Genomic DNA, 19,752 nt, shown 5'->3' with positions numbered 1-19,752 from the left:
AACTGGCAGGATTTCAGGTGTCGGAGGTCGGCAAAATCAATGCTCGTCGAACGAGGGGAAACGCGATGAAGACGCGAGTGGGTGTCGCCCTGGCCGCGGGGCTGGTGGTCGTGGCAGGTTGCGGGGCGTCGGGTCTGGAGACAGGCGCCGGAACGGTCGAGAAAAAGACCGCCTCGGCATTCCTGACCACCACCGAGGGCGACTGGCACAAGGAGGTCGACGCCGAGTCCAACAAGAACCTCGACCAGTCGGCGCGCTGCTACTTCGTGACCGGTGCCGATGGCAAGCAATCGCTCGGCACGCTGGCCTGCGGCCCGATCCGCCGGCTCGGCACCCCCGAGCGCCAGGTGTGGGACGTGCTGGCTATCCAGACGACCGGCGGCGACAAGCCCGGCTTCGAGCCGGCCGATACCGATCAGTGGCAGAAGTCCCAGGTGCGCCCGGGCAACAGCGCCTTCTGGCGGCCGGACGACAAGAAGGCCGACGACAACGCGGACGCGCTCGCCGCGCCGCCGGCGCCGGCCGCCCAGGCCGGACTGACCACAGTCAGCGACAAGAGCGAGAAGCTCGACCTCAAGCCGGCCACCGGCAAGTTGATCGTCCCTGACGGCACCCTCACTCTCAAGGGGCTCGCGACGCCGGAGACCATCGGCACGGGCACCGAGGTGAAGGCACCCGCCAGCGGCGAGAAGTTCGTCGTCGCCGTCTTCAGCACCACGCCGACCATCGACCCGCTGATCGGGGCCTCGGCGGTCAACGCGGGCACCGCCAAGTCCTCCCTGACCAAGTGGACCGTCACGGTCGGCAGCGAGCAACGCCCGGTCGAGGTGCTCCCCGGCGTGGGGGCGGAAGCCTCCGCCGCCGAGCGGACCTTGCTGGTGTCTGTTCCGAAGGACACCTCCGACCTGACGCTGACAGCGACCAACGCCGGCGTCGTCCAGAAGCTCTCGCTCACCACCGGCGAGCGCACGACGACCGATGTCGCGGCGGCGTACTACCGCACCGGCGTCGTGGCCAACCTGAACAAGTCGTTCCCGCTCACCGTCCGGAACATCGGGGTCTACTACAAGAGCTCCTACCTGCTCTCACTCCAGAAGGCGGTCTTGACCCCCTGGGATCCGGACAAGGGCTGGGCCCCGGCCGGCAAGGCGTGGTTGCGGGTCCAGACCGAGTCGAAGCTGGACTACAACTACATCCTGTACAAGACCACCTGGGTGGCGCCCTTCCTCACGGTCACGGCCGACGGCGCCCCGATCCCACCGGTCCCGGGCGCCGAGACCCTCGACGTGATCCCGGTCCCCGTCCCGGCCACCACCAAGGTCGTCCAACTCACCGCGAAGAGCGTCCTCTCCTACACCGCCATCGACTCCGGTGCCACCCCGACCTCGGGCACGGTGACGTTCCCCACCCTGACCGCTACCGCAACGTTCCAGTGATCAGCACCATCCTGTGAGCAGCCCGCTCTGGCAGTGATCAGGTCGCTCTGGCGGTCGCGTAGAGGACTGTGCCGGACTCGATGAACGCATCGGGATCCAACCGGCCCAGCTCCTCCTCCGCGACCGCCAGGCACGCCGTACGCCGGTCCGGCGGGAGCTGCCCGATCCGCCGGGCCATCGCGCCGATCACCTGCGAGTGCGCGAGAAACTCGCTCGCTGTCGGCTGGTGCCGGAACCGTTCGACGGTGATCTCGACCTCGCCGAAACCCGCCGCCTGTAAGGCGTTCCGGAGCTTCGCCGGATCGGAGGTGATGTCGTTCGAAGGCATCTGCGGCGACGGATCCGGCGGAGCACCGTGCTCGTCGATCACCCGCACCCACACGTCGTACGCCGGATGCGGATCATGCCCTGCCCAGGTAACCGCCCCGAACGCCCCGCCGCTCACCAACACCCGCCGTACTTCAGAAAGCGCCACCGCCAACGCCGGCAGATGGAACAACACAAACGGCATCACCACGGCGTCAACCACCCCGCTCCCGAACGGCAACGTCTGGGCGTCCCCAACCACCCGCCCAAACCCCGCAGGAGCCTGCCGCAACATCTCCTCAGTCTCAACCCCCACCACCCGAGCCCCCGGATTCACTTCACCCAGGTGCCGAAGCACCAACCCCGGCCCACACCCCACCTCCACAACCCAAGGCCCACTCGCCCGCCCCACCACCCCTGAGCCCACCCCAGCCGTGGCTGCACCGGTAACGGCTTCACTGGCCGGGATTGCTGCAGCAACTGCGGCTGCCGCACCGGTTACGGCGCTGGGTGTTTGCCGATTGAGCGCTAGGCGGTCGGCCAGGGCTCGGCCGTGGGTTGCCAGGGTTTCTGCCCATTGGCCTGCATACGTCCCGGCGACCCGCGCGTAGTTCGCCCGGATCGCTGCCGTGGTTGAGTCGGGCGCTGGGGGTGGGGCCGGTTGCGGGGGCATGCCGGAGGGTTCAGAAGTAGTACGGGGTGGCGGTGCGGAAGAGGTCCAGGAGTTTGGATTTGACCTGGTCGCGGTGTGGGAGTTGGGCGTTCGGGTGATCGTCGTCGAGGCGGACGCCGTGGTCGGCCAGGAGGTAGACGACTCTCAGGGTGCGGAGGGTGTTCGTCTGCTCGGGGCGGAAGCCGGCCGCCGGTAGCGTGCCGAAGGCGCGGATCGCGGGATCGAGCCAGCCGACCGCGTCCTCTTCGGACAGGTCGTGCCGGGTCAGCGCCACGGCGAGGGCGAACCCCAGCCGGTCGTCCTCGAGATCGCGCAGCACATACTCGGTGGGCGTCAGGAGCCGTCCGATGCCCAGCCGGAGCATCTGCACCGGCTCGACGGCCGGGACCCGCGCCAGCGCCCCCAGGAGGTCGCTCCCGTGCGCCACGGCGTGCAGCCACCCGAGCTTGGGGTCGAAGCCGCGCAGATCCTCCTCAGCGACGTACCAGCGCTCGAACGGCGGCACCCAGGACGGCTCGAAGACGCCCTGGGAGACGATCGAGTCGAGGATCAGCGGCGCGAACGTCCGCGCCTGGATCTCCGAATCGGCGAACCGGCCGACCATGTCGTCCCCGAGCGCCCGCAACTCGGCCGGCCCGAGCACTCCGTTGCCGATCCAGGTGGCCAGCGTCGAGTACGCCTGCGCGTCCCGGATCAGCGGATCGGGCGACCGCAGCATCGCCGAAAGCTCGGTGACCAGCTCATCGACCGGACGACCAGCCGGTACGGCGAACCCGTCCGCGCGCACCTGCGCCCAATCGGTCATGCCCCGCAGGCTAACAAAGCCCGCGGCCGCCCGGCAGCCCAGTCAGGTGAACAGTCGTGACGACCGCAAGCCCGGCCACATTGCGGTTCCGGCTCGATCGGAGCATTCAACGCCGAATATCTGCAGCTTGCTGCAGAAAAGGTTGCCACCTCCCAAAGCATTCTCCTTAGTCTCCGAATATCACTTCGGCAAAGGAGCAGAAATGAAATTCATTCGGGGGATGGTTTCGATTGCGGTGACGTTCGGCGTCATTGTCGCCGGCAGCCAGGTGGCCAATGCGAGCCCGGACACCGAAGCGGTCGTCGGCAAGGCGCTGGCGGCCCGCGGCGCGGAAACGGCCGGACCGGCCCGGCCGGCCGTCGAGGTCCGCGACGCCACGAAGAGCGTGACGGTCTCGTCGGCCGGGGTCTCACACACGATCAGCGCCAAGGACCGGCGCAACTCGGTCGTCCGGCAGCTCCCGGACGGTGGCCAGGTCATCACCGTCCTGCGCAGCGGCGACACCGCACGGTACGAACTGGGCCTCGCGCCCGGCTGGCGGCTCGAGCAGGCCGGGCCGGGCTACCAGGTGACGAAGCCCGGAACAGACGTCGTAGGCGTGCTGGAGGCCCCCTGGGCGGTAGATGCCACCGGACGCGCCCTCAAGACCTGGTACGAGGCGTCCGCAGGCAATGAGCTCGTGCAACGCGTCGACACAGCCGGCGCCCAGTACCCGATCACGATGGACCCGAAGCTGACGTACGGCCGCGGCATCTACCTGAACATGCTGGGCGCCGAGATCCAGTTGACGCTCGGCGCGCTGATCGCCGCCGGTGGCGCGGCCGCCTACGTCACCTGCAAGGGCATCGCCAAGCTGCCCGGAGGGGTCCAGAAGATCGTCAAGGTGATCTGCGACATCGCGCCGGCGATCTCGCTGAAGGGCCTGTTCGACACGATCAAGAGCCTCGGCCAGATCCAGGCGAATTCCTGCTACCAGCACCGGATCGTGCCGAACACCGGAAACTGGAAGATCGTCGGCCAGAAGAACTGCCGCTGACCGACTGAATCCCGCCGGGCCGCAAAAGCAGAGCGGCCGGCGAAAAGGAACCGGCTCGTGAAATATCCGGATCACTCCGGATATTTCACGAGCCGTGGCGGCCAGGACCCCTCAGCCCGGCCGGGCCTCGCACCGCCGGGCGGGATACCCACCCGGCGGCCGTCTGTCAGGCGTCGCGCTTCTTCGCGACCGCCAGAGCGATCACCAGCAGTCCGACCGCCCAGCCGGCGAAGTAGACCAGCGACCAGCCCGGCGACATCAGCGCGTCGGCGGCGTCGGGCGCCTTCGGGTCGCCGGTGATGAACCAGCTGGCCCGGGAGAACGGACCCCAGTCGGCGATGAAGTCACCGACCTTGGGGATCGCCAGCCCGATGCCTTCCAGCAGCAGCGGCCAGCAGATCGCGATGGCGATCGCGCCCGCGCTCTGCCGGACCAGGATGCCGATCGCCACCGCGATCAGCGCGGCCAGGAAGTAGACCAGCCCGACGCCGGCCACTGCCCGCCAGTCCGCGCCGGTGCTCAACTGCAGGCCCGACGAGTCCTTGACCAGCACCTTGCCGAGCCCGAAGGCGCCGAAAGAGGTGACCAGGCCGACGACACCGGCCAGAGTGGCGGCCACGAGTGCCTTCGAGATCAGGATCGGCAGCCGCTTCGGCACCGAAAGGAAGCTGGTCCGGATGGTCCCGAACCGGTACTCCGTCGTGACGGCGAGCGCGGCCATCACCATCATCACCATCAACCCGAAGATGTAGGTGCCCTGGGTGTCGGTGGTCTTCCAGACGGTGTCGTCCGGGGCGAAGATGAAGCCGAGCGTGACGAACCCGTCGGCCAGCGCCAGCGCCAGCACCATGCACCACCAGGGCGACCGGGTACTGAAGAGCTTGATCCGCTCCACGGTGATCAGGGACATCAGTTCTTCTCCTCTTCGGCCACGACGACCTCGGCGGCCGCCAGCGGCGGAGCCAGCTCCGAGTCGTGCGCGTGGTACTGGACCGAGTCACCGGTCATCTGCATGAAGGCGGCCTCCAGCGAACCGCGCTGCAGGCTCAGCTCGTGCAGCACGATGCCCTGCTCGGCGGCTGCCTCACCGATCGAGTCGGTGGTCACCTCGCCGTCGACGAACAACACCTTGCCCTCGTCCTCGACGTCCTCGATCCGGGTGACCAGATCGCGTTGCTGCAGCAGGCTCTGCAGCTGGTCCAGCTGCGGGCTGCGGACCTTGATGCTGCTGCCGCTGGCGTTGTCGACGAAGTTCTTGGTGCTGGTCTGCGAGATCAGCCGTCCACGGCCGATCACCACCAGCTCCTCGGCGGTCAGCGCCATCTCGGACAGCAGGTGGCTGGAGACGAAGACCGTACGGCCCTCGTCGGCCAGCCGGTGCATGAACTTCCGGATCCAGACGATGCCCTCGGGGTCGAGGCCGTTGACCGGCTCGTCGAAGAGCAGGATCTCCGGGTCACCCAGCAGCGCTCCGGCGATGCCGAGCCGCTGGGACATACCGAGCGAGAAGGCACCGGCGCGCTTGCCGGCCACCTCGGTCAGGCCGACCGCCTCGAGCACCTGGTCGACTCGCGTCTTGGGCAGCTTGTTGGAGGCCGCCATCCAGGACAGGTGGGCACGTGCGGACCGGTTCGGGTGCACCCACTTGGCGTCCAGCAGCGCGCCGACCTTGCTCAGCGGCTGCTTGAGGTCGCTGTAGTGCTGGCCGTCGATCCGGACGTCGCCGGAGGTGGGGGTGTCCAGGCCCAGGATCATCCGCATGGTGGTCGACTTGCCGGCCCCGTTCGGGCCCAGGAAGCCGGTCACCTTCCCCGGCTTCACCTCGAATGAAAGGTTGTCAACGGCAACGGTATTGCCGTATCGCTTGGTGAGGCCTTTTGCCTCGATCATCCCGTACTCCTCGTTCGGTGGCGCGCCAGTGAGTTAATGGGCGGGCGGTTGTCCACCTCAGTATCGAGGCCCGGACGGGTCATCACATCGGACCCCGGGCGGATCCGGTGTGTCCACCCTTAGGTGGATTCTGCCGCTCGCCGGACCCGGGATGCCATCGGTTGACCCCCTGACCCGACCCCGACGATCCCGTACTCCGGCACCCGGCGCATCCGACGAAAGTCGACAGCCGATGGCCGAACGTCTTGTCTGCCGGCAAACGAACGTGACTTCCAGCTGATCGTCGATCCCACGACCACCGCCGGGCAGACGAAGAGGCCCGCCGGAGCGAACTCCGGCGGGCCTCTCGGCGTACTGCGTCAGTACTTGGTCAGAACAATCAGGCGGCGATGCTGGCCTCGGCCGGGGTGTCGGAGATGACCGACTCCCGGCGCTTGGAGACCACCACGGCCGCGACGATGATGACGAACGCGACCAGCGCGATGATGATCCGCAGCGCCGTGTTCTTGTCCTCACCGATCGACGACATCCCGACGACGGCCGGCGCGATCAGCACCGAGACCAGGTTCATCACCTTGATCAGCGGGTTGATGGCCGGGCCGGCGGTGTCCTTGAACGGGTCGCCCACGGTGTCACCGATGATGGTGGCCTCGTGTGCCGGCGAGCCCTTGCCGCCGTGGTTGCCGTCCTCGACCAGCTTCTTCGCGTTGTCCCAGGCGCCACCGGAGTTGGCCAGGAAGACGGCCATCAGGGTGCCGCTGGCGATCGCGCCGGCCAGGTAACCGGCCAGCGCCGAGGCGCCCAGCCCGAAGCCGACGGCGATCGGGGCCGCGATCGCGAGCAGACCAGGAGTGGCCAGCTCACGCAGCGAGTCGCGGGTGCAGATGTCGACGACCTTGCCGTACTCCGGCTTGCCGGTGCCTTCCATGATCCCGGGGATGTCGCGGAACTGGCGACGGACCTCGTAGACGACCGCACCGGCGGCGCGGCCGACGGCGTTGATCAGCAGTCCGGAGAACATGAACACGACCGCCGCGCCGATGATCAGGCCGACCAGCGTGGACGGGTCGAAGACGAGCGCGTCCATGTTGAACGCGGCGTCGCCGGCGTCGTTCAGCACGGCGTAGATCGAGTCCGTGTACGACCCGAACAGCGCGGTCGCCGCGAGTACCGCGGTGGCGATCGCGATGCCCTTGGTGATCGCCTTGGTGGTGTTGCCGACGGCGTCCAGCTCGGTCAGGATCTGGGCCGCCTCGCCGTCCACGTCGCCGGACATCTCGGCGATGCCCTGCGCGTTGTCGGAGACCGGGCCGAAGGTGTCCATCGCGACGATGACGCCGACGGTGGTCAGCAGACCGCCACCGGCCAGCGCGATCGCGAACAGCGCGAGCACACCGGAGCCGCCGACCAGGAAGGCGCCGTAGACAGCAGCGGCGATCACCAGGGCGGTGTAGACGGCCGACTCGAAGCCGACCGAGATACCGGACAGGATGACGGTGGCGGCACCGGTCAGCGAGGTCCGGCCGACGTCCTGCACCGGCTTGTCCTCGGTACCGGTGAAGTAGCCGGTCAGGGCCAGGATGATCGCGGCCAGCACGATGCCGATGATCACCGAGACGGTGGCGATGACCCGGGGGTCGCCGTCCTGCGCCGCGATCGCCGCGGTCGCGCCGGTCAGGTCGGCGAACTTGCTCGGCAGGTAGGCGAACGCCGCCACCGCGCACAGCACGGCCGAGATCGCCGCGGAGATGTAGAACGCCCGGTTGATCGTCCGCAGACCGTTCTCGCCGGCCCGCGGCTTGGTCAGGAAGACGCCGATGACCGCGGTGACGGCGCCGATGGCCGGCACGATCAGCGGGAAGATCAGGCCCTGCTCGCCGAAGGCGGCCTTGCCCAGGATCAGCGAGGCGACCAGCATGACGGCGTACGACTCGAACAGGTCGGCGGCCATACCGGCGCAGTCGCCGACGTTGTCGCCCACGTTGTCGGCGATCGTCGCGGCGTTGCGCGGGTCGTCCTCGGGGATGTTCTGCTCGACCTTGCCGACCAGGTCCGCGCCGACGTCGGCGGCCTTGGTGAAGATGCCACCGCCGACCCGCATGAACATGGCGAGCATGGCGGCACCGAAGCCGAAGCCCTCCAGCACGGTCGGGGCGTCACCCTTGAAGAGCAGCACCACCAGCGCGGCGCCGAACAGGCCGAGGCCCACGGTCGCCATGCCGACGGTTCCACCGGTCCGGAACGCGACCCGCATGGCGGGCTCGCGGCCTTCGTCGCGGGCTGCCGCGGCGACCCGGACGTTGGCGCGGGTCGCGAGCCACATCCCCAGGTAGCCGATGGCCGCCGAGAAACCGGCCCCGACCAGGAAGAAGACCGATCGGAAGATCTTCAGCGTGGTCTCGTTGCCGCCGTCACTGTGCACAGGCAACAGGAACAGCAGCAGGAACGCCACCACGGCGAAGATCGACAACGTCCTGAACTGCCGGGACAGGTAGGCTGCGGCGCCTTCCTGGACCGCCTGGGCGATGACCTTCATGTTCTCGGTGCCATCGTTCGCGGCAAGCACCTGACGACGGAACACCAAAGCGATGGCGACCGCGAGGATCGCGATCACTCCGACAACGGCGACCAGCGTGGTGTTGCTCGACGAAAGATCCACCGCTTGTACAGCAAGCGACGACATCCGTCCTCCTTGTAGGCAACCCCTCAGGGCTGAACGGCCCCCGTACTGCCGCACACCGAAGGGTTGAGAATTACGACACAGCGCCAAAGGCCTGGCGCGGTGGGTCACTCTAACGGGTCAACTACCAGACCTGATGACAGGGTGGTCTACGTCATACCCCGCCGCCGACGGCCGACAGCTCACCGTCTGTGATCGTGGGGACACCTTTTCCCTTGCCCCGCGATCGGACCGGGCCGCCTCAGATGGCCGAGGCGACGTCCGGATGGATCTCGAAAGCCTTGTCCAGATGCGTGATCCGGAAGATCTTCAGCAGCCGCTCGCGGGTGCAGACCAGCGACAGCGAGCCATCGTGGGCCTCCATCTTCCGCAGCGCGCCGACCAGCACGCCGAGCGCGGCGGAGTCCATGAACTCCACCCTTTCCAGGTCGACGACCAGCTGGTGGTTGCCCGCCTCGATCAGCTGGTCGAGTTTGTCGCGGAGCTTCGGCGCGGCGAACGCGTCGATCTCCCCACCCACCTCGACGACAATGCGCGCGCCTTCCGCGCGCGTCGCCAGCGACAGATCCACTTCGGCCTCCGATCCCGTGAACTGTTGCATTCAACCATGTACGGACCGTGAGTAGGGCCGTGTGCGAAAACTCTTTCATTTCGGTGCATCCCGCGTCGAGCCGCGTGTCCAAAGTGACGCGTGCATCCGCATTTGCACACGCGTTGCGCATTCGCCCGTGCACTCTCGGATCGCAACCTGTCCGTGGCTCTGACTAAGGTCGGCACCGTGAGTGAGGCAGCCGAGATCCTGAAGCGGCTCGCCGCGGGACCGGGCCGCGCCGAGCGGCTGACGCATGTGGAATCAGTGCCACCCCGACTGGGTCAAACGAGTGAATGGCCGCGCTGGTCCCCACCCGAAGTGATCAGCCAGCTGGCCGACGCCGGCATCACCGCGCCGTGGAGCCATCAGGTCGCGACGGCCGAAGCGGCGTACTCCGGCAAGCATGTGGTGGTCGCGACCGGTACTGCGTCCGGCAAATCGCTCGGCTATTTGTTGCCCGCCTTCGCCACCCTGAGCATCGCGCACGCGGCGTCACCACATCGGCGGACCGCGTCTGTTCTGTACTTGTCTCCCACCAAGGCCTTGGCCCATGACCAGTTGCGCGCAGTGTCGGCGTACTCCGTGCCCGGCTTGCGTGCGACAACTCTCGACGGCGACTCGGAGCGGACCGAGCGGGACTGGGCTCGCGACCACGCCACCTATGTACTGAGCAACCCGGACATGCTGCATCGGTCCGTCCTGCCGAACCACCAACGCTGGGCACGGTTCCTCGGATCGCTGCAGTACGTAGTGGTCGACGAGTGCCATCACTACCGAGGTGTGTTCGGCGCACATGTCGCCGGAGTCCTGCGCCGGCTGCGGCGGGTCTGCGCGCAGTACGGGGCGCACCCGATCTTCGTCTGCGCTTCGGCGACCGTGGCGGAGCCTGCGGTCTCCGGGGAGCGACTGACCGGCGTGCCGATGGTGGAGGTCGTCCAGGACGGCTCACCCCGAGGCGGCATCTCGTTCGGCCTCTGGGAGCCGCCCCTGACTTCCCTCCGAGGTGAGAACGGAGCGCCGGTACGCCGGTCCGCCCCGGCCGAGGTTGCCGACCTACTGACTGACCTGGTGGTGTCGGGCGTCCGGACCGTCGCATTCGTCAGGTCCCGCCGCGGAGCCGAGTCCGTCGCCATGACTGCTCGCCAGAACCTCGCGGAGGTCGACCCGGCGCTGAGCGAGCAGGTGTCGGCGTACCGGGCGGGCTATCTGCCCGAGGAGCGGCGGCGGCTCGAGAGCATGCTGCAGAGCGGTGAGCTGACCGGAGTGGCCGCGACCAACGCGTTGGAGCTCGGCATAGATATAGCCGGGCTGGACGCAGTATTACTGTCCGGCTGGCCCGGGACGCGCGCCTCGCTGTGGCAGCAAGCCGGTCGAGCAGGACGATCAGGTGGCGATGCCCTGGCACTCCTGGTGGCTCGGGACGACCCACTGGACACCTACTTGGTCCGGCACCCGGCCGCGATCTTCGGGAGGCCGGTCGAGGCGACTGTCTTCAACCCGGAGAACCCGTACATCCTCGGCCCGCAGCTCTGCGCCGCCGCACAGGAAGTGCCGCTGACTCCGGACGACTACGAGATCTTCGGCGCCACCACCGAGACCGTCATCAAGCAACTCGTCAAACAGGGCCTGCTCCGGGAACGGCCGCACGGCTGGTTCTGGACCCGGCGCGACCGGGCGGTCGACGCGATCGACATCCGCTCGGCCGGCGGTAAGACGGTGCAGATCGTGGAGGACCAGACCGGGCGGCTGCTCGGTACCGTCGACGGCGGCTCGGCCCACGCGAGCGTGCACGCCGGCGCGGTCTACGTGCACGCGGGCGAGTCGTACCTGGTCCGCACGCTCGACCTCGAGAACCACGCCGCGATCGTCGAGGCGGCGTCGCCGGACTACACGACGTTCGCTCGCGATGTCACCGAGATCAGCATCTTGGCCACGGAGGAGACCCGGCAGTGGGGTGCGGCCGAGTTGTCCCGGGGTTGGGTCCAGGTGACCAACCAGGTGATCTCGTTCCAGCGCAAGCAGCTCGTCACCGGCGATGTGCTCGACGAGCAACCTCTGGATCTGCCCGAGCGCACACTGCGGACCAAGGCGGTGTGGTGGACGATGCCCGACCAGCTCGTCGAGGAGCTCGGGCTGAGCGACGTACCGGGGGCTGCTCATGCCGCCGAGCACGCCTCGATCGGACTGCTGCCGCTGTTCGCCACCTGCGACCGCTGGGACATCGGCGGCGTCTCGACCGCCAAGCACGCCGACACCGGCCGGCTCACCGTCTTCGTCTACGACGGGCACCCGGGCGGGGCCGGTTTCGCCGAGCACGGGTACGCCGCGGCGCGCGAGTGGTTGACCGCGACACGGGAGGCGATTGCACACTGTGAGTGCGTGGACGGCTGCCCGTCGTGCGTACAGTCACCCAAATGTGGGAACGGGAACAACCCGCTCGACAAAGGTGGCGCAGTAGCGCTGCTTACCGCACTCCTTCGCAGTGAGGCCTGAAACCTCCAGCACCAGGCTGCTGGAAGAAAGGCAGCGATCATGCTGGCTCTCGGAATCGTCCTGATCGTCCTTGCCGTCCTCTTCGGCCTGGGCGTCTCGGTCTCGTCCGGCGACTCGACCACGATGTCGGTGTTCGGCGTCGACTTCGGACTCGCCGTCCCCACCCTGTTCTTCCTCGGTGCCGCCGCCGGCATCGCCATCACCCTCGGCCTGTGGCTGACGAAGAAGGGACTCGGCCGCGGTTACCGCCGGCACAAGGAAGTCCGTCAGCTCCGGCAGAAGGTCGCCGCGGTGGAACCTGACTCCTCAGCTTCCGACCGGGTCGACGAGCCGGTCGGGCGGCACGCCGCCGATCCGGCTGCGACCGGCTCCAGCACCTCGACGAACCTGCCCGACGACGACCCGGACAGCCGGACCGTCGACGTCGCCGACGGCGAGCGACTGGCCGCCGATCGGCACATCGTTGCCGATGGCACCGATTCGAAGCAGCCGCACTGAACCAGGCCGGATTGAGCCGGTTTCACCTTTTCCAGAAGGTGAAACCGGCTCAGCCAGGGAACGTGCCCCGAAACGGTTCTCGTTGTAATATCTCAGTCCAGGCACAGCCGCCGCTCAGCCGCGGCACGGCGATCACCCAGCCGTATATCGATGCCTAGCGCAACAATTCATCCGTGGCAGTTAGTTGCCATTGGCATCAAGTTCCCGCCGATCTCGATAGCCACTTCCGACGGTCCTGTGCACTACTGGTCGTGGCGTCAACGTCGCGTTGAGTCACCGCCGGCCTTCCGGGCCACACCGCCTCCTCATCGGGGGATCGACCCGCAGCTCGCCCCACGCGCAATGGGGTGTTCCTCGCGGTTCCCGGAACCAGGCTCGGCCGCTCTCGCCTCGGGGTCCCGACGACCTGACGCCGCGAGATAGCACGACCTCTGGAGGTTGTCTTGATCATCCGTAGAATGTTGAGTCGCACCGGCGTGGCAGTCCTCGCCGTCAGCGTCGCCCTGGCCACCGCGATCCCCGCTCAGGCGGCGCCGGTTCCGGCCGACCCACCGGGCGTCGAGGTCGGCGTGGTGAAGCAGATCGCGAACCGCGCGGACACGCGCTACTGCCTCACCTTCGTCACGTCCAACAAGGTCCCGATGGCGGTGATGATGGCTTGCGCTCCCGGCAAGGAGGGCAAGACCCAGCAATGGGTGCTCACCGACAAGGGCCAGCTGCAGGTCGCGATGAGCAAGAGCGTCGGTGGCGCCCTTGCGAAGACCGGCGCCTGCCTGGACACCGGTGCGGACCTGGTCACCACGCCGAAGAACGCACCGGTCCTGGTGCTGCCCTGCCGCAGTGGTGACGGCCAGAAGTGGAACTACGACGAGTCATCCGGCTCGTTCGTCAACGCGGCGAACGGAATGGCACTCAGTTCGCTGCTCGGCAAGGGCGTGAAGAAGCAGGCGCAGCCGACCGGTATCCAGTCGGCCAGCGGAGCGAAGTACCAGGGCTGGAGCGCGCTGCCGCTGCCGGGCCTGGACATCCTCGGCGCTGTCCTGGCACTCGTGAACGCACTACTGGCATCGCTGGGCCTGGCCCTGCCGCTGCCGATCGCGAACGCCGCGTCGAGCCTGTTCAGCCTGCTGCAGGCGAAGACTCCGGTACCGGCCCAGATGACGACTCTGCCCAAGCAGATGATGCAGCTGGCTCAGAAGTAACGAGGAGGATCCTCAGCCACACAGAGGAGGGCCGGTCCCGAGATCTCTCGGGACCGGCCCCTTCCTTTCGGTTCATGAACCGCGGTGGTCAGATCCTCAGTGTTCGCAGTGCTGGGCGATCCGCTGCTTGCGCGTCAGCGGAGCGGCCCGGTCGGCCGATCACCACCAGCAGTGGTGGTGCCAGTGGTGCCAGTAGCAACCACCGAGAAGGTCCTCGAGAAGTCCGAGCAGCATGTTCTTCACCTCCGCTCCGATGATCCGATCGGCACTGACGCTACCTCGGAACATCACGGTCTGTATCTAGACAGCTACCCTTTGTCATACAACCGCGAGCGAGCTTTAACTCTTCCGCAATGCGCGCCGCTCGGATCCGATTTGACGGCTCCGGGCCGGCCCGGCGAGGTAGCCGAGGGCAACCACTTGACGTTGGAAATTAACAACGTTTCGCTCTCCTCCGTTTAAAAGTCTTCACAAAGTTCCCGTCGAGTGCCAAGGTGAACCGGCACTGGCTGCACTGACCCCGCAAGGAGCCCCCTGATGCGACGTATCCCGCGCTTGTTCCGGCTGGCCGTACTAGGAACGGCCGCCACCGTGCTGCTGACCGGCTGCCTCGGCTCGTCGGACTCCGGCAGCGGCGACCAGGACGCGAACCGCAACTCAGACGCCAAGTCGGTCGAGCTGGTGATCGGCTCGAACTCGGTGAAGGGCGGCAAGAACAGCGCCGGCGCCGAGTTCACCGAGGACGTGCTGATCCCGAAGTTCGTCGAGGCGCAGAAGGCCAAGGGCGTCGACGTCACGGTGAAGTTCCAGGGCGACGGCTCCGACGACGAGGTCTACAAGCAGAAGCTCGCGCTCAGCCTGTCGAACAAGGCCGGCCCGGACCTGTTCAGCATCGACGGCATCTGGGTCGGCGAGTTCGCCCAGGCCGGCTACCTCAAGCCGCTCACCGACACCGTCGGCGACGCCGCCAAGGTCGACGGCTGGGACGGCTGGAAGCAGATCCCCGACTCGGTCCAGCAGCTCGGCAGCTTCGACGGCAAGCGGTACGGCGTACCGGGTGGAACCGATGGGCGGGTGCTGTACTTCAACAAGAAGCTGTTCGCGCAGGCCGGGCTGCCGGCCGACTGGCAGCCCAAGTCGTGGGACGACATCACCGCGGCCGGCCAGGCGCTGAAGAAGCTGGCCGGGGTGACGCCGATCCAGATCAACGCCGGCACGGCGATGGGCGAGGCCACCTCCATGCAGGGCGTACTGCCGCTGCTGGTGGGCACCGGCGCGACCATCAACACCGACGGCAAATGGCTGGGCAACACCCCGCAGATCCGCCAGGTGCTCGACTTCTACAAGTCGATCTACGGCGGCGGGCTGGGCGACCCGATCCTGCAGCGCGAGGCCAAGGGCCGGGACAAGTCGTTTGCCGAGTTCGCCGCGAACAAGATCGGCATCCTGCTCGAGGGCGACTATTTCTGGCGCAGCGTCGTCGAGCCCAAGGCAGGCGTCGCGAAGATGGCGGACCGCGACACTGCGGTCGGCTACGCGCTGATCCCGGCCAGTAAGCCCGGTGCCGGGGTGAAGGGCCAGGACTTCGTGTCGATGTCCGGTGGCGGCGCTACCGCGATCAACCCGAACACCAAGTTCCCCCAGCAGGCCTGGGAGCTGCTGCAGTTCATGAACTCGGCCGAGATGGTCAAGGCGTCACTGGCCGGGGCTGCCAAGATCACCCAGCGGACGGACGTCAACACCGAGGTACTGGCCAGCGACCCGATGCTGACCTTCGTGGCGACCAAGGTGCTGCCGCTGACGCAGTACCGGCCGGGCCTGGCGGAGTACCCGAAGATCTCGGCCGCACTGCAGCAGGCGACCGCGGACGTGGTCGGCGGCAAGTCCACCGACGCCGCGGCCAAGAGCTACCAGACGGCTGTCGAGGCCGCCGCGGGTAGCAAGGACAAGGTCACCAGCAACTGATGGCGTCCGTCACCGAACCCGTGCCGGGCCGCCCGGCACGGGTCCGCGGTCCGGCCCAGGACGTCGCGGGGCTCGGCATCGGCCGGGCCCTCGGCTTCGTCGCGCCGGCCCTGCTGCTGATCGGGGCCTTCCTGGTCTTCCCGGCGATCTGGACGATCTACATCGGCATCACGAACTACCGGCTGACCGGTGTCGAGGCCGTGTCGCCGTCCATCGTCGGGCTGTCGAACTACACGAAGGCGCTCAACGACGCGCTGTTCCACAACGCGCTGTGGCTGACGCTGCTGTTCGTGCTGGGCTCGGCGATCATCGGGCAGAACATCCTCGGCTTCGCGCTGGCCTGGACGATGCGGCGGGCGCGCCCGGCTGTACGGCGTACCGTGGAAGGCCTTGTCCTGCTGGCCTGGATCCTGCCGTCGACCGTCGTCGCGTACCTGTGGATCGCGTTCTTCGACCGGGACACCGGCACGCTGAACAGCATCCTCGGGACGCAGGGCACGGCCTGGCTGATCGACTACCCGATGGTCTGCCTGGTGCTGTTCAACACCTGGCGCGGTACGGCCTTCTCGATGATGCTCTACTCGTCCGCCCTGCAAGCGGTACCGCCGTCGCAGCTCGAATCGGCGCGGATGGTCGGGGCGTCGGGCTGGCAGACGCTGCGGGACATCGTGTTCCCGCACATCCGCGGGCACGTGCTGACCAACACGCTGCTGATCTCGCTGTGGACCGCGAACGACTTCTCACCGTTCCTGCTGACCCGCGGCGGACCCAACCACGAGTCGGAGACCGTGCCGGTCTACATCTACAACGTCGCGCTGCAGGGCGGTGAGCTCGGCTACTCGTCGGCGATCTCGTTCCTGCTGCTGATCGCGAACCTGCTCGTCGCACTGCTCTACCTGCGACTGCTGCGGAGGCGCTCATGAGCCCCGCGTACGTCGTCCGCCGGATCGGCTTCTACGTGATGATCTGCGTCATCACGCTGTTCTTCGCCGTACCGATGCTGTGGATCGCCTCGGCTCCGTTCGACTCGTCGCCGGGACTCGGGGTGCACTGGCCGGACTGGACGCTCGACAACGTCCGCAAGACGTTCGAGCATCCGTATGCGCTGCACTCGATGGTCAACTCGCTGCTGATCTGCGGTACTACGGCTGTCGCGGTGACCGTGTTCGCGGCGCTGGCGAGCTATGCGCTGTCGCGGGTGCGGATCCCGGGCCGGGACGCCTTGCTGTACGGGCTTCTGCTGCTGTCGTCGGTCGTCACCGGGACCGCGGCGATGGTGCCGATCTTCGTGATGATGTTCCAGCTCGGGCTGATCGACTCGCGGTTCGGGGTCGCGCTGGTGATGACCGGCGGCCTGTTGCCTGCGGCGATCTTCATCCTGAAGGACTTCGTCGACGCGGTGCCGAAGTCGTACGAGGAGTCCGCGCGGGTCTTCGGCGCCTCGCCGCTGCAGATCCTGCGGGATGTGGTGTTGCCGGTGGCCCGGCCGGGGCTGGCGACGATTCTGGTCTGGGCGTTCGTGAACTCGTGGGGCAACTTCCTGGTGCCCTTCCTGCTGATCCGGTCGATCGAGCTGCAGCCCGGGCCGGTGCTGATGCAGACCTTCACCGACGAGGGTGGCAGCGTCAATCTGCAGGTTCTGCCGGTGTTCTCGTTGCTGTTCTCGATCCCGGTCGTCGTGCTGTATCTGCTGGTGAACTCGCGCTATGGGTTCCGCTTCCACGGAGGGATCAAGAGCTGATGGCCGGTATCGACATCGAGGGCCTGGCGACCGTCTACCCGAACGGCGTCCGCGCCGTCGACGGGCTCGACCTGAGCGTCGCCGACGGCGAGTTCTTCGCGCTGCTCGGACCGTCGGGGTGCGGCAAGACGACGCTGTTGCGGACGATCGCCGGGCTGGAGTCGGCGACGGAGGGGTCTGTTCGGATTGATGCGGCCGACGTGACCCGGCTGGAGCCGGGCAAGCGTGGGGTGGCGATGGTCTTCCAGGACTATGCGCTCTTCCCGCACATGACCGTCTCGGACAACATCACCTATCCCTTGAAGGTACGCCGGGTTGCTGCGGCCACTCGTTCTGGTGTTGCTTCGCGCACGGCGGGCGAGCTGTCGTTGCAGGGCTTGCTCGAGCGGCGGCCAGGGCAACTGTCGGGTGGTCAGCAGCAGCGGGTGGCGCTGGCACGCGCGATCGCGTCCGAGGGCAAGGTGCTGTTGCTTGACGAGCCACTGTCCAACCTGGATGCGCGGTTGCGGCTCGAGGCCCGCACCTTCCTGAAGAAGCTGCAGCGGGATCTGGGCATCACCACCGTCTTCGTCACCCACGACCAGGCCGAGGCGCTGGCACTCGCTGACCGGATCGCGGTGATGCAGACAGGCAAGCTGGTCCAGCTCGGCACACCTCGCGAAGTCTTCGCCCGCCCCTCCAACACCTTCGTAGCAAACTTCATCGGCTCAACCCCCATGAACCTCCTCCCCGGCACCGTCACGGACGGCGCAGCAGTGAGCTCAGCAACCGCCCCGAGCGCCAGCGAGTCCGGCCCGGGCGCCGTCGGAGCCGGCTCGGGTGGTTCTGGGGTGGTTTCGGTGGCTGGCGGGTGGTTGCCTGCGGCTACTTCGGCTGTGCCGGCGGGGGCCGAGGTGACGGTTGGGATCCGGCCGGAGTACCTCAGCTTGTCCACTGGCGACATGTCCGGCCCGTCCATCCGCGGCACCGTGGTGGTAGCGGAGAACCTGGGGACGATGTCGCTGGTCAGCGTCGACTGCGAGGGGACGCTCGTCGGGGTGACTGTGCCGGAGGAGGATGAGCCGGCGCCGGGGACTCCCGTGGTACTGACTGCTCCTGCGCAGCGGGTTCTCTTGTACGACAGGGAGTCCGGCGACCTGCTGGCCCGCCAACCCGCCATGGTCGACTGATGGCCGTCACGACGTACCGGCAGAGTTGGACGCTGGACGACCGGGCAGCGTCGGTCTGGCACTCCCTGCCGGTCGACATCCCGCCCGGTTGTCCTGGGCTGTCGGTGACCCTGACCGTGCCCGCCGTCGAAGGCGCGGTGATCGACCTCGGGTGCGAGGGCGCCGGTGGGTGGCGCGGCTGGTCTGGTGGTGCGCGACAGTCTTTCGCGATCACCCCGTTTGCTGCGACCCCCGGCTACGTGGCCGGCGAGTTGGAGGAGGGCACCTGGTTCGTGGTGATCGGGCTGCACCGGGTCCCGGTCGAGGGCGTCGAGTTGGTGGTCGAGGCGGTGACCGGACCGATCTCGGTGATCCCGGGACTGGACGAGTACGCCGCGTTGACGGCTGCTGTCGGCGTACCGGCTCGGCCACCGCGCCGAGTGCTGCCTGCCGCCGACGGGCTTCGCTGGGTGGCAGGTGACTTCCATGCGCACTCACTGCACTCGGACGGCTCGACACCGGTCGCCAACCTCGCCTCCCTCGGGGTATCGGCCGGGCTGGACGTCATGGCGATCACCGACCACAACACCGAGGCACACCACGCAGAGCTGCCTGGGTTGAGCCGCCAGTTCGGCATCGGCCTGATCCCCGGCCAAGAGGTCACCACGGACATCGGCCACGCCAACGCCTTCGGCGCTATCGGCACGATCGACTTCCGCCAACCAGCATCCACCTGGGTGACGGAGGTAGCCCATCGCGGCGGCTTGCTCTCCATCAACCACCCCCTGGGCGGAGACTGCTCCTGGCGCCACCCCCTCCCGGAACACCCACCACTGGCGGAGATCTGGCACTCCTCCTGGCTAGACCACCGCTGGGGCGGCCCAGTCGCCTGGTGGCAGGCATGGGGCCTCGGTACCACCCCCATCGGCGGCAGCGACTACCACAACCCGTCCTCACTGACCACGCCCGGAATCCCCACCACGTGGATCGCCATCGACGCCGCAGCCGAAGGCCCTGACGAACTGGTGCCTGCCGTGCTCGAGGGACTCGCAGCCGGCCGCACCGCGATCTCCGCCGGCTACGACTCCCCAATCGTTCTCCGCAACGGCAACGAGCTGGTTGTCATCGACGCCCCTAACACCCTGCTCGTGACGGGCGACGGCACCACGCACGCCGTCCGCTCCGCCTACGAGTCCATACCGGCTCCTGCCGAGCCCGGTACGGCCCTTGTCACTCACGACAACCGCTTCCTGTCGCTGACCAACTGATACCCGGACCGCCTCCGCC

General features: G+C 67.7%; 16 protein-coding genes. 10 read left to right on the top strand and 6 right to left on the bottom strand.

Annotation, left to right across the window (positions count from 1 at the left end; all coding sequences use genetic code 11):
- Positions 1-65 precede the first annotated feature (65 nt).
- Positions 66-1,436 carry a hypothetical protein gene (locus tag ABD116_RS10975; protein ID WP_343967657.1) on the top strand — a complete coding sequence of 457 codons (1,371 nt, stop codon included), beginning with the start codon at positions 66-68 and terminating at the stop codon, positions 1,434-1,436.
- 37 nt (positions 1,437-1,473) lie between these two features.
- On the opposite strand, the gene ABD116_RS10970 is transcribed toward ABD116_RS10975, so the two are convergent.
- Entirely contained in the window at positions 1,474-2,415 is a 942-nt protein-coding gene (locus tag ABD116_RS10970) for a class I SAM-dependent methyltransferase (RefSeq protein WP_343967653.1), read from the bottom strand.
- Between the two features lie 10 nt (positions 2,416-2,425).
- Positions 2,426-3,220: a DUF2785 domain-containing protein gene (locus tag ABD116_RS10965; protein WP_343967651.1), complete on the bottom strand. Its 795-nt coding sequence runs from the start codon at positions 3,218-3,220 to the stop codon at positions 2,426-2,428.
- Positions 3,221-3,422: 202 nt separating this feature from the next.
- Between ABD116_RS10965 and ABD116_RS10960 the strand changes: the two genes are divergently transcribed.
- Positions 3,423-4,256, top strand: coding sequence for a hypothetical protein (locus ABD116_RS10960; protein ID WP_343967649.1), 834 nt, complete (start codon positions 3,423-3,425; stop codon positions 4,254-4,256).
- A gap of 166 nt (positions 4,257-4,422) precedes the next feature.
- Here ABD116_RS10960 and ABD116_RS10955 read toward each other — a convergent pair whose 3' ends face one another.
- From ABD116_RS10955 to ABD116_RS10940, 4 genes are all read right to left on the bottom strand, one after another.
- Complete coding sequence (locus ABD116_RS10955) at positions 4,423-5,166, bottom strand: ABC transporter permease (RefSeq protein ID WP_343967647.1); 744 nt, start codon at positions 5,164-5,166, stop codon at positions 4,423-4,425.
- Positions 5,166-6,146 carry an ABC transporter ATP-binding protein gene (locus ABD116_RS10950; protein WP_343967645.1) on the bottom strand — a complete coding sequence of 327 codons (981 nt, stop codon included), beginning with the start codon at positions 6,144-6,146 and terminating at the stop codon, positions 5,166-5,168. Before ABD116_RS10950 ends, ABD116_RS10955 begins: the two co-directional genes overlap by 1 nt.
- Positions 6,147-6,525: 379 nt before the next feature.
- Entirely contained in the window at positions 6,526-8,829 is a 2,304-nt protein-coding gene (locus ABD116_RS10945; protein ID WP_343967643.1) for a sodium-translocating pyrophosphatase, read from the bottom strand.
- A gap of 238 nt (positions 8,830-9,067) precedes the next feature.
- The gene (locus tag ABD116_RS10940) at positions 9,068-9,397 is read right to left on the bottom strand and encodes an STAS domain-containing protein (protein ID WP_343967641.1); all 330 of its coding nucleotides are present in this window, start codon (positions 9,395-9,397) and stop codon (positions 9,068-9,070) included.
- 207 nt (positions 9,398-9,604) lie between these two features.
- On the opposite strand from ABD116_RS10940, the gene ABD116_RS10935 reads away from it, so the two are divergent.
- The 8 genes from ABD116_RS10935 (at position 9,605) to ABD116_RS10900 (ending at position 19,733) form a co-directional block, all read left to right on the top strand.
- Positions 9,605-11,911 (top strand): DEAD/DEAH box helicase, encoded by a 2,307-nt coding sequence (locus ABD116_RS10935; RefSeq protein WP_343967639.1) that lies wholly within the window; start codon positions 9,605-9,607, stop codon positions 11,909-11,911.
- A gap of 39 nt (positions 11,912-11,950) precedes the next feature.
- Positions 11,951-12,409, top strand: a complete 459-nt coding sequence (locus ABD116_RS10930; RefSeq protein WP_343967636.1) for a hypothetical protein — start codon at positions 11,951-11,953, stop codon at positions 12,407-12,409.
- Between the two features lie 458 nt (positions 12,410-12,867).
- The gene (locus tag ABD116_RS10925; RefSeq protein ID WP_343967634.1) at positions 12,868-13,611 is read left to right on the top strand and encodes a ricin-type beta-trefoil lectin domain protein; all 744 of its coding nucleotides are present in this window, start codon (positions 12,868-12,870) and stop codon (positions 13,609-13,611) included.
- A 537-nt stretch (positions 13,612-14,148) separates the two neighbouring features.
- A complete protein-coding gene (locus ABD116_RS10920; RefSeq protein WP_343967632.1) occupies positions 14,149-15,576 on the top strand; it encodes an extracellular solute-binding protein in 1,428 nt (475 codons plus the stop codon).
- Entirely contained in the window at positions 15,576-16,499 is a 924-nt protein-coding gene (locus tag ABD116_RS10915) for a carbohydrate ABC transporter permease (protein WP_343967630.1), read from the top strand. Before ABD116_RS10920 ends, ABD116_RS10915 begins: the two co-directional genes overlap by 1 nt.
- Complete coding sequence (locus ABD116_RS10910) at positions 16,496-17,317, top strand: carbohydrate ABC transporter permease (RefSeq protein WP_343967627.1); 822 nt, start codon at positions 16,496-16,498, stop codon at positions 17,315-17,317. The genes ABD116_RS10915 and ABD116_RS10910 overlap by 4 nt, the downstream gene beginning before the upstream one ends.
- On the top strand, positions 17,317-18,486 hold the full coding sequence (locus ABD116_RS10905; protein WP_343967625.1) for an ABC transporter ATP-binding protein: 1,170 nt from the start codon (positions 17,317-17,319) through the stop codon (positions 18,484-18,486). Before ABD116_RS10910 ends, ABD116_RS10905 begins: the two co-directional genes overlap by 1 nt.
- Positions 18,486-19,733 carry a CehA/McbA family metallohydrolase gene (locus tag ABD116_RS10900; protein WP_343967623.1) on the top strand — a complete coding sequence of 416 codons (1,248 nt, stop codon included), beginning with the start codon at positions 18,486-18,488 and terminating at the stop codon, positions 19,731-19,733. The genes ABD116_RS10905 and ABD116_RS10900 overlap by 1 nt, the downstream gene beginning before the upstream one ends.
- The last annotated feature ends 19 nt before the right edge of the window (positions 19,734-19,752 follow it).

The organism is Kribbella koreensis (assembly GCF_039525325.1).
GTDB classification, from domain to species: Bacteria; Actinomycetota; Actinomycetes; order Propionibacteriales; family Kribbellaceae; genus Kribbella; species Kribbella koreensis.
The sequence above is the reverse complement of the archived record's forward strand: the minus strand, read 5'-3'. Positions and strand labels throughout refer to the sequence as shown.